Source organism: Streptomyces sp. NPDC037301 (assembly GCF_055602785.1).
The window spans coordinates 1-14,012 of record NZ_JBVJWD010000065.1 but is presented as its reverse complement, the minus strand read 5'-3'; the positions used below and the strand labels follow the sequence as shown (position 1 = coordinate 14,012).

8 protein-coding genes are annotated in these 14,012 nt (G+C 71.6%); all 8 read left to right on the top strand.

Annotated elements, in window-relative coordinates:
- Positions 1-43 precede the first annotated feature (43 nt).
- Positions 44-274 (top strand): MbtH family protein, encoded by a 231-nt coding sequence (locus ACZ7IB_RS43675; RefSeq protein ID WP_470920534.1) that lies wholly within the window; start codon positions 44-46, stop codon positions 272-274.
- Complete coding sequence (locus tag ACZ7IB_RS43670; protein ID WP_470920532.1) at positions 252-1,565, top strand: aminotransferase-like domain-containing protein; 1,314 nt, start codon at positions 252-254, stop codon at positions 1,563-1,565. The genes ACZ7IB_RS43675 and ACZ7IB_RS43670 overlap by 23 nt, the downstream gene beginning before the upstream one ends.
- Before the next feature lie 121 nt (positions 1,566-1,686).
- Complete coding sequence (gene dpgA / locus ACZ7IB_RS43665; protein ID WP_470920530.1) at positions 1,687-2,808, top strand: 3,5-dihydroxyphenylacetyl-CoA synthase DpgA; 1,122 nt, start codon at positions 1,687-1,689, stop codon at positions 2,806-2,808.
- 50 nt (positions 2,809-2,858) lie between these two features.
- The gene (dpgB, locus tag ACZ7IB_RS43660; protein WP_470920528.1) at positions 2,859-3,551 is read left to right on the top strand and encodes an enoyl-CoA-hydratase DpgB; all 693 of its coding nucleotides are present in this window, start codon (positions 2,859-2,861) and stop codon (positions 3,549-3,551) included.
- Entirely contained in the window at positions 3,548-4,846 is a 1,299-nt protein-coding gene (gene dpgC / locus ACZ7IB_RS43655) for a (3,5-dihydroxyphenyl)acetyl-CoA 1,2-dioxygenase DpgC (protein ID WP_470920526.1), read from the top strand. Before dpgB ends, dpgC begins: the two co-directional genes overlap by 4 nt.
- Positions 4,843-5,634, top strand: a complete 792-nt coding sequence (gene dpgD / locus ACZ7IB_RS43650; protein WP_470920524.1) for an enoyl-CoA-hydratase DpgD — start codon at positions 4,843-4,845, stop codon at positions 5,632-5,634. Before dpgC ends, dpgD begins: the two co-directional genes overlap by 4 nt.
- Before the next feature lie 45 nt (positions 5,635-5,679).
- Positions 5,680-6,978, top strand: a complete 1,299-nt coding sequence (locus tag ACZ7IB_RS43645) for an MFS transporter (protein WP_470920522.1) — start codon at positions 5,680-5,682, stop codon at positions 6,976-6,978.
- Between the two features lie 115 nt (positions 6,979-7,093).
- On the top strand, positions 7,094-14,012 hold a 6,919-nt coding region (locus tag ACZ7IB_RS43640; protein WP_470920521.1), incomplete at its 3' end, for an amino acid adenylation domain-containing protein.

The window sequence follows — 14,012 nt, the reverse complement described above, 5'->3', positions numbered from 1 at the left end:
GTCTTCAGGTTCCCGCACCATCTCGTACGCGGAGGTTTTTCACATGGTCAATCCTTTCGACGACGTGGACGGCCGGTTCCACGTCCTCGCCAACACCGAGGGACAGCACTCGATCTGGCCCGCTTTCATCGACCTACCCGACGGCTGGGAAGTGCGCCTGCGCGATGGTGGCCACGCCGAGGCCCTCGCGTACGTCGAGGAGAACTGGACCGACATGCGGCCGGCCAGTCTCGTGGCTGCGATGGAATCCGATGAGCGCTCCACGGCCGTCTGAGCCACGGCTGGAACTCGCGGCGATGCACGCGTCGCTGAGTTCCCCCGTCAGCGAGTCCATGAACTTTCTCAACGAGGTGGCCCAGCGTTTTCCCGACGCGATCTCCTTCGCGGCGGGCCGCCCCTTCGAGGGGTTCTTCGACCTGGACCTGGTGCACCAGTACATCGAGACATACCGCGCCCACGCGTCGGATCAGCTCGGCGGTGATGAGACCTTGGTACGTCGCCGGATCCTGCAGTACGGGCGGACCAAGGGCATCATCCACGAACTGATCGCCGAGAACCTGCGGGTGGACGAGGGCATCACCGCCGACCCCGACGACATCGTCGTCACTGTCGGCTGCCAGGAGGCCCTCTACCTGACCCTGCGGGCGCTGCGCCGGGACGACCGCGACGTGCTGCTGGCCGTGGTGCCCAGTTACGTCGGGGTGCACGGCGCGGCCCAGCTGGCGGACATGCGGGTGCTGCCCGTACGGGACTCCGAGGACGGCATCGACCTGACGGACCTGGCCGAGGCGGTCCGCCGGGCCAGGGCCGCCGGGCTGCGCCCGCGCGCCTGCTACCTGGTGCCCGACTTCGCCAACCCCAGCGGGGTGAGCCTCGATGCGGACATCCGCAGACAACTGCTGGGGCTCGCCGGGGAACTGGACATCCTGCTCCTGGAGGACAACCCGTACGGCCTCTTCGGCGACGGCTCCGGGCCGCCCACGCTCAAGGCGCTGGACGACAGCGGCCGGGTGGTCTACCTGGGCACCTACGCCAAGACCGGGGTGCCGGGAGCCCGGGTCGGCTTCGCCGTCGCCGGTCAGCGGGTGACCGGGCCCGGCGGGGTCACCCAGTCGCTGGCCGACCAACTGGCCAAGCTCAAGAGCATGCTGACGGTGAACACCTCCTCGATCGCCCAGGCCGTGATCGGCGGCAAGCTGCTGACGCACGGCTGCAGTCTGCGGGCCGCCAACGTCAGGGAGACCGGGATCTACCAGGGCAATCTGCGGCGGCTCCGGGACGGGCTGGCCGAACGCTTTCCGGCCGGCGACGGTCCGGAGGTCACCTGGAACAGCCCCACCGGCGGCTTCTTCATGCTGCTCGCCCTGCCCTTCCCGGCGGGTGACGACCTGCTGGAACTCAGCGCCCACAAGCATCGGGTGCTGTGGACGCCCATCCACCACTTCTACGCCGAGACCGAGCCGCGCCGGGAGATCCGGCTCTCGTACAGCCATCTCCTGCCCGAGGAGATCGACGAGGGCCTGGACCGGCTGGCGGGCTTCGTCCGGGAGCGGGCCGCACGCTGACCCACCCGGCCACCGACGAACGAACCCAGGGAAGAACTCAAGGAAGGGGACCGTACTCAGCCATGGAAACCGTCGCCTCGCGGTACCGGAGCAAGCCCAGGATGTGGGGTTGGACCTTCCGATGACCACCGTCACTCTCGGCCTTCCCCACCCGGGTGTGCTCGCCGACACCCCGTCCATCGACCTCGACCGCCCGGATGTCGCCAGGGTCACCGGGATCGGCACGGCCGTGCCGCCCACCTCGTACTCCCAGCGCGAAGTGCTGGACATCTTCGCGATCGAGGACCCCAGGATCCGCTCGGTGTTCCTCAACAGCGCGATCGACCGCCGTTACCTCACCCTCCCCCCGGAGGGCCCCGACGGCACCCGGCTCATGGAGGCCCAGGGCGAGCTGCTGGACAAGCACAAGGCCCAAGGCACCGCCATGGGCGTCCGCGCGGTGCAGGAGTGCCTGAAGAACGCCGGCCGCGACCTCGACGACCTCGGCTACCTGTGCTGCGTCACCTCCACCGGCTTCCTCACCCCGGGCCTGAGCGCGCTCATCATCAAGGAACTGGGCATCGACCCCGGCTGCAGCCGCCTGGACGTGGTCGGCATGGGCTGCAACGCCGGTCTGAACGCGCTCAACGCGGTCGCCGGATGGGCCAGGGCCAACCCCGGCGAGCTCGCGGTCATGCTATGCGACGAGTCCTGCTCGGCCGCCTACGTCTTCGACGGCACCATGCGCACCTCGGTGGTCAACAGCCTCTTCGGTGACGGCGCCGCCGCGATCGCCGTCGTCGCCGGTGACGACGCCGTACCCGGCCCGCGCCTCCTGAAGTTCGCCAGCCACATCATCACCGACGCGGTCGACGCCATGCGCTACGACTGGGACTCGGCGCAGGACCGGTTCAGCTTCTACCTGGATCCCCAAGTGCCCTACGTGGTCGGCGCGAACGCCGAGACGGTCATCGGCCGGCTGCTGGCCGGAACCGGGCTGCGGCGCAGCGACATCGGCCACTGGCTGGTTCACTCGGGCGGCAAGAAGGTCATCGACTCGGTCGTGGTCAACCTCGGCCTCACCCGGCACGACGTCCGGCACACCACCGGGGTGCTGCGGGACTACGGCAACGTCTCCAGCGGTTCCTTCCTCTTCTCCTACCAACGGCTGCTCGACGAGGGCGTCGCCAACCCGGGGGAGTACTGCGTACTGATGACCATGGGGCCGGGCTCCACCATCGAGACCGCCCTCGTCCGCTGGTGACCCCGCAACCGCCCACCGACAGGCGTCCGGACAGAGAGGCAGAACCTGACATGACCACCCCCGCCGGCATTCCCGGCTCGGTCGATCCCGGCATGGTGCTGAGGATCGACGGCTCCCGGCCGTTGACCACCGCCCTCGTGGCGGAGCTGGACGGCCTGTGCGCCCGCGTGGAGGACGCTGCCGCGCCCCGCGCCGCCGTCCTCCTGCTCAGCGGCGCCCCCGACGAGCAGTGGGCCCGCGACCTGGCCGTTCCCCTGGTCAACAAGTGGGAGCGGACGCTGCGCAGGCTGGAGCGACTCGACATCGCCACACTCGCCGTCGCCGCCGACGACTGCGGCGGTACGGCCTTGGAGGCCCTGCTGGCCACCGACTACCGCATCGCCGGTGCCGACCTGCGGCTGTTGCTGCCGGGCGGCCGGGACGGGGTGTGGCCCGGTATGTCGCTGTACCGGCTGGCCAACCAGGTCGGCGTCGGCGTCACCCGCAGGATCGTGTTACGCGGCATACCCGTGCCGGCCCGGCAGGCGCTGGAGCTGCAACTGGTCGACGAACTCGCGGACGATCCCGAGGCCGCGCTGGGCCAGGCGGCCGAGCTGCTGGGTGCGGGCCCGGGCGGTGGCGTCGCGATGCGCCGCCAGCTGATGCTGGATGCCACCACCACCTCCTTCGAGGACGCGCTGGGCAGCCACCTCGCCGCCTGCGACCGCGTCCTGCGCCATGTCCCGGCCGGGGCCGCGTCGTGACCGGGCGCATCCCCGAGTCCGCCGTGCGGGCGGTGAAGGAGGCCGCCGCCCACACGGAACAGGTGGTGACCTCCCTGCCCAGGCCCCCAGCACGCGTCCCGGAACAGCGTGACCGGGCCACCGCCGCCAAGAACGCGGCGCGCAACGCCCGCCTCGTGCTGCTGCGCGACCACGCCGAGGCCGTGTACGACCGGCTCACCGACGGCCGCACGGCCCGGCTCCGGCTGCCCGAACTGCTCGCCGTGGCTTCCGAGGTCTTCCCCGGTCTCGTCCCCACGGCCGACCAGATGAAGGAGGAGCGGGCGCGGCCGCAGGCGTCGAAGGAGGGGCACGAGATCGACCAGGGCATCCTGCTCAGCGCCCTGCTGCGGGACCCGGTCGCCGGGCCGCACCTGATGGACAGCATGCTGCGGCCCACTCCGCGGGCCCTGCGGCTGCTGCCCGAGTTCCGGCGCACCGGCGTGCTCCAGCTGGACTCGCTGCTCCTGGAACGGCAAGGCAACGCGGCCCATCTGACGATGTGCCGGGACGACTGCCTCAACGCCGAGGACAACCAGCAGGTCGAGGACATGGAAACCGCCGTCGACCTCGTCCTGCTCGACCCGCACGTGCACGTGGGCCTGCTCCGCGGCGGCGTGATGACACATCCCCGCTACCGGGGCCGCCGGGTGTTCAGCGCGGGCATCAACCTGAAGAGCCTGCACGCCGGGCAGATCTCCCTGGTGGACTTCCTGCTCCGCCGCGAGCTGGGCTACATCAACAAGATCGTGCGCGGGGTGCTCGTCGACCACGAGGCGTCCTGGAAGTCGCCCACCATCGAGAAGCCCTGGGTCGCGGCGGTTGACACCTTCGCCATCGGTGGCGGCGCCCAGCTGCTGATGGTCTTCGACCGCGTGCTGGCCGGGGCCGACTCCTACGTCAGCCTGCCCGCGGCGCAGGAAGGCATAGTCCCCGGTGCGGGCAACTTCCGGCTCGGACGGCTGGCGGGCGGCCGTATCTCCCGTCAGGTGGTGCTGTGGGGCAGACGGATCCGGGCCACCGAGCCCGATGCCCGGCTCCTGTTGGACGACGTGGTCGAGCCCCAGGAGCTGGACGCGGCGGTGGACGTGGCCCTGGACCGCATGGACAGTCCCGCGGTGCTCACCAACCGGCGGATGCTCAACCTCGCCGAGGAGCCCCCGGACGCCTTCCGCGCCTACATGGCCGAGTTCGCGCTCCAGCAGGCGCTCCGCCTCTACAGCGAGGATGTCATCGGCAAGGTCGGCCGCTTCACCCGGGCCGGACACGCCCGGTGAACCACGTCGACTACCGCAAGGCCGGACACGTGGCGTACGTGACGCTGAACCGGCCCGAGGTGCTCAACGCCATGGACCTGGCGATGCACCAGGAGCTGGCCGGGGTCTGGGACGACGTGGAGGCCGACGACGACGTATGGCTGGCCGTGCTGACCGGCGCGGGCGAGCGGGCCTTCTCGGTGGGCCAGGACCTCAAGGAACGGGCTCGGCTCAACGCCGAGGGCGCGGTCGCCACCACCTTCGGCAGCCGGGGCCAGCCCGGCTGGCCCCGGCTGACCGAGCGGTTCACGCTCTCCAAGCCGGTGCTGGCCCGGGTGCGCGGCTACGCCCTCGGCGGCGGCTTCGAACTGGCCCTGGCCTGCGACCTGATCGTCGCCTCGCAGGACGCGGTGTTCGCGCTGCCGGAGGCCCAGCTGGGCCTGGTGCCCGGGGCGGGCGGCGCCTTCCGGCTGGCCCGGCAGCTGCCGCTGAAGACGGCACTGGGGTACGTGCTGACCGGCCGTCGGATGAACGCGGCCAGAGCGCTGGAGCTGGGCCTGGTCAATGAGGTCGTACCTGCGGCGGACCTGGACGCATGCGTCGAGTCGTGGGTGCGGGACCTGCTGGCCTGCGCCCCGCTGTCGGTGCGGGCGATCAAGGAATCGGTGATGCGCTCCGTTGACCTGCCGCTGGAGCAGGCCTTCGCCACCCGCTACGTCTGGGAGGAACGGCGGATGGCCGGCGAGGACGCGGTCGAGGGCCCCCGCGCTTTCGCGGAGGGCCGCAAACCCGAGTGGCGCGCCCGGTAGCCCTCCGGCTCCGGCTCCACATCCGACATTCGAGGGAAGGGCGAGATGAGCGACTCCCGTGACACCGTGACCCGGGCGGACCAGCCCGGGGTTCCGGCGGATCCGCCGCTGCGGCGCAACGTCGGCTTCCAGCTGCTCTGGCTGGGTTCGGTGCCGGCCTTCCTCGGCCGGGAGATCGTCGGCCTGGTCTATCCGCTGGTGGTGCTGGCGATCACCGGTTCCCCGGGCTGGGCCGGGGCCTTCGGCAGTGTGCAGCTGTTCGCGATGCTGCTGTGCGGGATCCCCGCGGGCGCCCTGGCGGACCGCTACGACCAGCGCCGGCTGCTGCTGCTGGTCGAGGTGGTCCGGTCCCTGGCCACCACCAGCGTCGCGATCGCCTACTTCGCCGACGAGCTGACGCTCGCACACCTGATGCTGATCGCCGTGGTGATCGGCGCGGTCCAGCCGGTGGGCGGCTCCAGCCGGATGCTGCTGATCCGCTCCCTGGTGCCGGGCCGTCAGCTCACGGCCGCGCTCACCCAGGAAGAGGTGCGCAGCGAGGCGGCCGCCATGGCCGGGCCTCCGCTGGGTGGCTTTCTCTACGGGATCGCGCACGGCCTGCCCTTCGTGGCCGCCGCGGCGGGCTTCGGTGCCGCCGCCGCCTGCACCTTCTTCGTACGCCCGCCCGCCCGCGCGGCCGACGCAAAGACAGCGGGCGGCCGGCAGCGGCCCCCACAGGACGAACTCCCGTTCCGGCGGCGGATGCTGGCCGGTCTGCACGTGCTGTGGGGCAATCCGCTGCTGCGCTCGGGAATGCTCTTCGCCGCGGCCATGAACGTAGTCGGCGCCCCGATCATCCTTGTCGTGGTGGTGCAGCTGCGCGACCAGGGAGTCTCCCCCGGGGTGCTCGGACTCGCCACCATCGGCATGGGCGTGGGCGGACTGGCCGGTTCCCTCCTCGTCAGGCCGCTGCATCAGCGGCTGGCCCCGGGGGTGCTGCTGCTCTCGGCCGGTGCGGCGGAGGCTGTACTCATCGCCCTGCTGGGGCTGGGACGCGGGCCCTGGTGGGTGGCGGGCCTGCTCTTCCTGATAGGGCTGAACGGGCCCTCGGTGCGGGTGCTGGTGGACATCCTGATCTTCCGTCAGGTCTCCGACGAGGAGCGTGGACGGTCCGTCGCGGCCTGTATGACGGTGTTCGGCGCCGGGTCCTCGCTTGGGGTGTTCGCCGGCGGGCAGCTGCTCCAGCACCTGTCCCCGGCGGCGGCGGTCCTGGTCTTCGCGGTGTTCGAGGCCGCGGTCGTGGTTGTCGCCCTGGTAGGCAGTCCACTGCGGAAGGCCGTCTGGCCGGACGACATGCGGGCGTGACGTGCTTTTGACATGAAGGTGTCAGACCTTCGATGGGCCCTTGTCCCGAATTCAAGGCGCTTTCTAGTGTGCGGTCGGATCCGGTGAACCGGACTGACCGGGAGAGGATGTTCCGTTGATTCCGCTTTCGTTCGCTCAGCGACGGCTCTGGTTCCAGTTCTGCCTGGAAGGGCCGAGCCGCACCTACAACGTGCCGACCGTCCGCGTGGTCCGCGGCCCGTTCGATCCCGATGCCTTCACCCGAGCCGTCGGAGATGTCGTAGCGCGTCATGAGGTATTGCGCACCATGATGCGCGAAGAGGACGGCGAACCAGCCCAGTTCATCCTGCCCGCGGAGAAAGCCCGGCCCGAGGTCCCCTACAGCGTGCGCGAGGGCGCCGAAGCCGCCGAAATCGACGCGCTGCTCGCCGCCGCCTGCGACCACCACTTCGACCTCGCCGGGGAGCTCCCCGTCCGGGCCCGGATCATCCGGACCGGTCCCGACGAGCACCTCCTGGTCGTGGTCCTCCACCACATAGCCTGCGACGGCTGGTCCATGGCCCCGCTGTGGGCCGACCTGTCCGCCGCCTACGCCGCCCGGCGCGCGGGCCGCACCCCGCAGTGGGAGCCGCTGCCCGTGCAGTACACGGACTACACCCTGTGGCAGCGAGACGTACTCGGCGACCTCGACGACACCGGCAGCGAGGCCGCACGGCAGCTGGCCTTCTGGCGCGACAACCTGGCCGACCTGCCGGACGAACTGGCCCTGCCCGCCGACCGTCCCCGCCCGCCGCACGCGTCGTATCGTGGGGCCACGGTGCGGCTGACCATTCCGGCGCCACTCTGCGCCGACCTGCGGTCTCTCGCCCAAAGCAACCGCGCCACGCTCTTCATGGTGTTCCAGGCGGCGCTGTCCACCCTGCTCACCCGGCTGGGCTGCGGTACGGACATACCGCTCGGCACCGTCGTCAGCGGACGGGACGACGAGGCCCTGGACGGGCTGATCGGCTGCTTCGTCAACACCCTGGTGCTGCGCAACGACACGTCCGGAAACCCCGGATTCGAGGAACTGCTGCGCCGGGTGCGACAGGCGGACATGGCCGCATACGACCATCAGGACCTGCCCTTCGACCTGCTGGTCGAGGCTCTCCAGCCGACCCGCTCACCTGCCCGGAACCCCTTCTTCGAGGTCTACTTCGCACTCACCGAAGGAGGCGGCGGCCAGGGTCCCGTCCCGGACCGGCCGGATCTCGGAGAACACCTCACGCTGTCGCCGGCCGAGGTTGCCAAGTTCGACCTGTCGTTCTACTTCCTCGAACCGCCGGCCGGGCCGACGGGCGCCGCCGGAATCGAGCTGCTGCTGGAGTACCGCACCGACCTCTTCGACTCCGGGACCGCCGAGCGGATCGGCAAGCGGCTGCTGCGGGTCCTGGAGCAGGTGGCGGCGGATCCGGAACGCGGCATCGACAGCGTCGACCTGATGGACCCGCAGGAGCGGCGACTGCTGCTCACCGGCTGGAACGACACCGTGCGGGAGCTGCCGGACACCACCGTGACCCGGCTGATCGAGGAGCAGGCCGAGCGCACCCCCGCACGCCCGGCGGTGGTCTGCGGCGACCAGGGCCTCAGTTACGCCGAACTGAACGCGCGCGCCAACCGGCTGGCGCGCTGCCTGCGCGAGAGCGGCGCCGGGCCTGAACGCTTCGTCGCCCTGGCCCTCGAACGCGGACCCGACCTGCTCGTGGCGATCCTCGCCGTACTCAAGACCGGCGCGGCCTACCTGCCCCTGGACGCGCACTACCCGGCCGACCGGCTGGTCTTCACGCTCACGGACGCCGACCCGGTGCTGCTGCTGGTGGACGAGGGGACCGACCGGCTGGTGCCGGAGCCGGAAACCGGCTCCCTGCCCCGGCTCCGTCTGGACGACCCCGCCCTCCTCACCGACCTCGCCGACCGCCTCGACACCAACCTGGGCGAGGTGGCCGTACCGGGTGACAGCGCCGCCTACCTGATCTACACCTCCGGTTCCACCGGACGCCCCAAGGGCGTGCTGATATCCCAGGACAACCTGCTGAACTTCCAGCTCGCCGTGCGGGACCGGCTCGGGCTCGGCCACGGGGACCGCTTCGCGGCGGTCACCACGGTCGCCTTCGACGCCTCCGTCCTCGAGCTCTACCCGCCCCTCCTCGCCGGCGCCACGCTCGTGCTGGTGCCCAGGGAGACGGTGCGCGAGCCGGCCGAGCTGGCCGGGCTGCTGGTGGACGACGACATCACGGTGATGCAGGGAACCCCCAGCCTGTGGGAGATGCTGCTCTCCACCAGCCCGGAGGCGGTGCGCGGCCGCAGGCTGCTGACCGGTGGCGAGGCCCTGCCCGAACGGCTGGCCGAGCACATGACCGCGCTCGGCGCGCAGGTCGTCAACTTCTACGGGCCGACCGAGACCACCGTCTACTCCACCTGTGCGGTGCTCCCACCGGACGCCCCGGCCCCCGTGATCGGCGAGCCGGTGGACAACACCCGCGTCTACCTGCTGGACGAAGGACTGCGCGCGGTGCCGACCGGCGCCGTCGGCGAGCTCTACATCGCCGGGGCGGGCGTGGCCCGCGGCTACTGGCGGCGGCCCGGACTGAGCGCCGGCCGGTTCGTCGCCGACCCCTTCGGTGCGCCGGGGGAGCGGATGTACCGGACCGGGGACCGGGCCCGCTGGTCGGCCGACGGCAGTCTGGGCTTCCTCGGCCGCACCGACCACCAGGTGAAGATCCGCGGCTTCCGGATCGAGCCCGGCGAGATCGAGTCGGCGCTGACCGCCCATCCGGCCGTACAGCAGGCGGTGGTGCTGGCCCGGGAGGTGTCCGGCGCGGGACGGACCCTGGTCGGCTACGTCGTCCTGCACCCGGAGTCCTCCGTTGGCCCGGCCGACCTGCGCGACCACCTGGCCGCCCGGCTGCCCGACCACATGATCCCCTCCGCCCTCGTCCCGCTCGACGCCCTGCCGCTCACGGTGAACGGCAAGCTGGACCGCGCCGCCCTGCCCGCGCCACAGCTCCCGGCCGCCGAACGGCGGGCCCCGCGCAGCCCGCGCGAGGAGATCCTGTGCGAGCTGTTCGCCGAGGTGCTGGCCCTGCCCGGAGTCGGCGTCGACGACAGCTTCTTCGACCTCGGCGGCCATTCGCTGCTGGCCACCCGCCTGGCCAACCGGATCCGTGCGGTCATCGGCGTGGACCTCCAGGTCCGGACCCTGTTCGAAGCGCCCACCGTGGCGCAGCTGGATCACCGGCTGCGGCAGGACACCCAGGGCGACGGCCTCGGCGCGGTGCTGCCTTACCGCGGCCACGGCGACCGCACCCCCGTCTTCCTGCTGCCCCCCGCCAACGGCCTGGGCTGGGGGTACTCCGCGCTGCTGCGGCACATCCCGGAAGGACACCCGGTATACGCACTCCAGGACCCCCGCATCACCGAGGACACCCCCGTCCGCCCGCTCGACGCGCGTGAACTGGCCGACGGCTACCTGCGGTGGATCCGGGAACTCCAGCCCGCCGGGCCCTACCTGCTGATCGGCTGGTCCTTCGGCGGAACCGTCGGCCAGCAGCTGACGCGGCTGCTGGAGAACGCCGGCGAGCGGGTCGCCCTGCTGGTGATGCTGGACGCCACGCCCGGAGCCATGGACGGCCGGGGCGGCGAGCCCAGTGCCCAGGACGTCGCCCACGTCGCCCTCGACGGCGTCGGACTCCCCGACTGGCAGGGCACCGGGTTCCCCGGCCAGGCGGAGCTCACCAAGGCACTGACCGCCGCCGAGAGCCCGCTCGCGACCCTGCCCGGCTCCGCCGTCGAGCGGCTGCTGCGGATCGCCCGGGAGAACCTGCGGGCACAGTCCCGCCACGTTCCCGAGCCGACCTCCAGTCCTGTCCTGATCTTCGACGCGGCTGCCCCCGACCCACAGGCACAGCCGCTCTCCCGGGCCTGGCAGCCGTTTCTCCACGGTTCCACCGACAGCAGCCAGATCGAGTTCGACCACGTGAACATCGTCAAGTCGGAATCAATGTCCCGGATCGGTCCGGTCATCGCCCGCGCGATTCTTCACGCCGCCGACGACGAGGGCGTACCGGCACGCGGCGGAGTGGTCCCGGTACGGCCCCGCCCCGCCGTACTCCCGCTGTCCGCCGCCCAGCGCCGCCTGTGGTTCCTGCACCGGCTGCACGGCCCCAGCGCCACTTACAACGTGCCCGTGGTCACCCGCATCAGCGGCCCGCTGGACCGCGATGCGCTCGCCGCCGCCCTGGTCGCCGTCGTCGTACGGCACGAGTCGTTGCGCACCCGCTTCGCAGAGGTGGACGGGGAGCCGGTGCAGCGGATCACCGAGGCCGGACAGGTACGAATCGAACCGGTGACCCGTGCCGTCACCGCGGGGGAAGCGGACACGGCGATCGCGGCCGCCTGCGCCCACCCCTTCGACCTGGAGCGGGAGCTGCCACTGCACGCGGAGCTCATCCGGACCCGCGACGAGCAGGACACCGAGCACTTCCTCGTCCTGGTGGTCCATCACATCGCCACCGACGGGAAGTCCATGGCCCCGCTGGCGGCCGACCTGTCCGCCGCGTACACGGCCCGGGTACGCGGCGCCGACCCCGACTTCGCGCCGCTGCCGGTGCAGTACGCGGACTACGCGCTGTGGCAGCGCGCCCTGCTCGACGCCGCCGGCGAGCCCGGCAGCGCCTTCGCCGACCAGCTGAAGTACTGGCGGGAGGCGCTGGCCGACCTGCCCGAGGAACTCGCCCTGTTCACCGACCGCCCGCGGCCCGCGGTCGCCTCCTACCGGGGCGGCGCCGTCACCCGGTCCCTGCGCCCCGACGTCGTCCAGGAACTACAGAGACTGGCCGCACGGCACAACGCCACCGTTTTCATGGTCGCGCAGGCCGCGATCGCCGCGCTGCTCACCCGGCACGGTGCCGGCACCGACATCCCCCTGGGCACGGTCGTGTCGGGCCGCGACGACGAAGCGCTCACCGACCTGGTGGGCTTCTTCGTCAACGCCCTGGTGCTGCGCACCGACACCGGCGGCGACCCCACGTTCGCCGAACTGCTCGACCGGGTCCGGGACACGGACCTGACGGCGATGGAACACCAGGAACTCCCCTTCGACCTGCTGATCGAGGACCTCCAGCCGGCCCGCTCGCTGGCCCGCAACCCGCTCTACCAGATCGCCTTCGGCGTGGAGGAGGAGTACCCACCGGTCCGCCTCGAAGGAGCGCACACCGAACTGCTGGCGTCGCCCGTCACCGCCTCGGAGTTCGATCTGCTGGTGGTCCTCAAGGAGCGCGGCGACACGTTCGATCTCAGGATCACCTACGCCGACGACCTCTTCGACCGGGACACCGTCCAGGCGCTGGCCGACCGCATGGCCCGACTGCTGGACCACGTCGCCGCCGAGCCGCAGACCCGGCTGAGCGCCCTGGAGCTGATGTCCGGCGCCGAACGCGGCCACATCCTCCACACGTGGAACGACACCGCCGAGGTCCCGCCGCGCACCTGGCCCGAGGTCTTCGAGGGCTGGGTCGAGACGGAGTCCGACACCCCCGCCCTGGTGGATGGGCCGGACCGGCTGACGTACCGCGAACTGGACGAGCGGGCCAACCGGTTGGCGCGCCACCTGATCGGCCGCGGGGTCGGCCCGGAGGTCCCGGTCGCGGTCTGCATGGACCGTGGCATCGACCTCGTGGTCGCCATGCTGGCCATCCTCAAGGCGGGCGGCGCCTACGTCCCCGTCGACCCCGCCTACCCGGCGGCCCGGCGGGAGTTCATGCTCCAGGACACCCGGCCCGCCGTGGTGCTGGTCGACGACCCCGCCCGGACTGAGGGCCTCAGCCACCCTCCCACCGTGCTCGGCACGGTCGACCTGGCCGGCCTCTCCGCCGCCCCGGTCACCGACACCGAACGCCTCGCACCCCTGCGCACCGAGAACACCTGCTACGTCATCTACACCTCCGGTTCGACCGGCCGCCCCAAGGGGGTCTCGGTCCCGCACACCGGAATCACCCGCATGGTGCGCCGACACCACGACTACGTCTCCGGGCCCGGGAACCGGGTGCTCCAGCAGGCCTCGATCGGGTTCGACGGCTCGGTCTGGGAGATCGCGATGGCCCTGCTCACCGGCGGCACACTGGTCGTCGGCGACGCGGAGCGCCTGCTCGCGGCCGGCCCGGACTCGGAGCTCACCGCCGGGGTCACCCATGTCACGGTGACGCCCTCGCTGCTCAGCGCGCTGGCCGTGGACACCCTGCCCGCCGGTGCCGTGATCATCACCGCGAGCGAGGGCTGCCCGGACGCCCTGGTCGACACCTGGACAGCCCGCCATACCCTGGTCAACTCCTATGGCCCGACGGAGACGACGGTGTGCGCGACGGGCACGTTCCTGCGTCCTGGTGAGCCGGTGTCCATCGGGGGTCCGGTCGCGGCGACCGAGGTGTACGTGCTGGACGAGGCGTTGCGTCCTGTGGTGCCGGGTGTGGCGGGTGAGCTCTACATCGCGGGGTCGGGTCTGGCGCGTGGGTATGTGGGCCGCTCGGGCCTGACGGCCTCCCGTTTCGTGGCGAACCCGTTCGGTGTCGGTGAGCGGATGTACCGGACGGGTGACGTGGTGCGCTGGACGCCGGACGGACGGCTGATCTTTGTCGGCCGCGCCGACGACCAGGTGAAACTCCGCGGCTTCCGCATCGAGCTCGGCGAGATCGAGGCGGCCCTCGGGACGGCCGACGGAGTGCACCACGCCGTCGTGGTGGTACGCGCCGACCGCCCGGGCGACCAGCGACTGGTGGCCTACGTGGTCGCCACGCCCGACCCGACGGCGACGGACGCCACACGGCTCCGCACCCACCTGGCCGAACGGCTGCCGGAGTACATGGTGCCCTCGGCCTTCGTGTTGCTGGACGCGCTGCCCGTGACGGCCAATGGCAAGCTGGACCGCAAGGTCCTGCCCGCTCCTGACTACGCTTCCGTGGTGGGTTCGCGGGCGCCGCGTACGGGGGTCGAGCGTGTTCTGTGTGGTCTGTTCGCTCGGG

What these genes read in the sequence shown, in the direction of transcription:
- dpgB (WP_470920528.1), top strand. Translation starts at nt 2,859, where the DNA reads ATGACCACCCCCGCCGGCATTCCCGGCTCGGTCGATCCCGGCATGGTG.
- dpgA (WP_470920530.1), top strand. Translation starts at nt 1,687, where the DNA reads ATGACCACCGTCACTCTCGGCCTTCCCCACCCGGGTGTGCTCGCCGAC.
- ACZ7IB_RS43670 (WP_470920532.1), top strand. Translation starts at nt 252, where the DNA reads ATGAGCGCTCCACGGCCGTCTGAGCCACGGCTGGAACTCGCGGCGATG.
- ACZ7IB_RS43645 (WP_470920522.1), top strand. Translation starts at nt 5,680, where the DNA reads ATGAGCGACTCCCGTGACACCGTGACCCGGGCGGACCAGCCCGGGGTT.
- ACZ7IB_RS43675 (WP_470920534.1), top strand. Translation starts at nt 44, where the DNA reads ATGGTCAATCCTTTCGACGACGTGGACGGCCGGTTCCACGTCCTCGCC.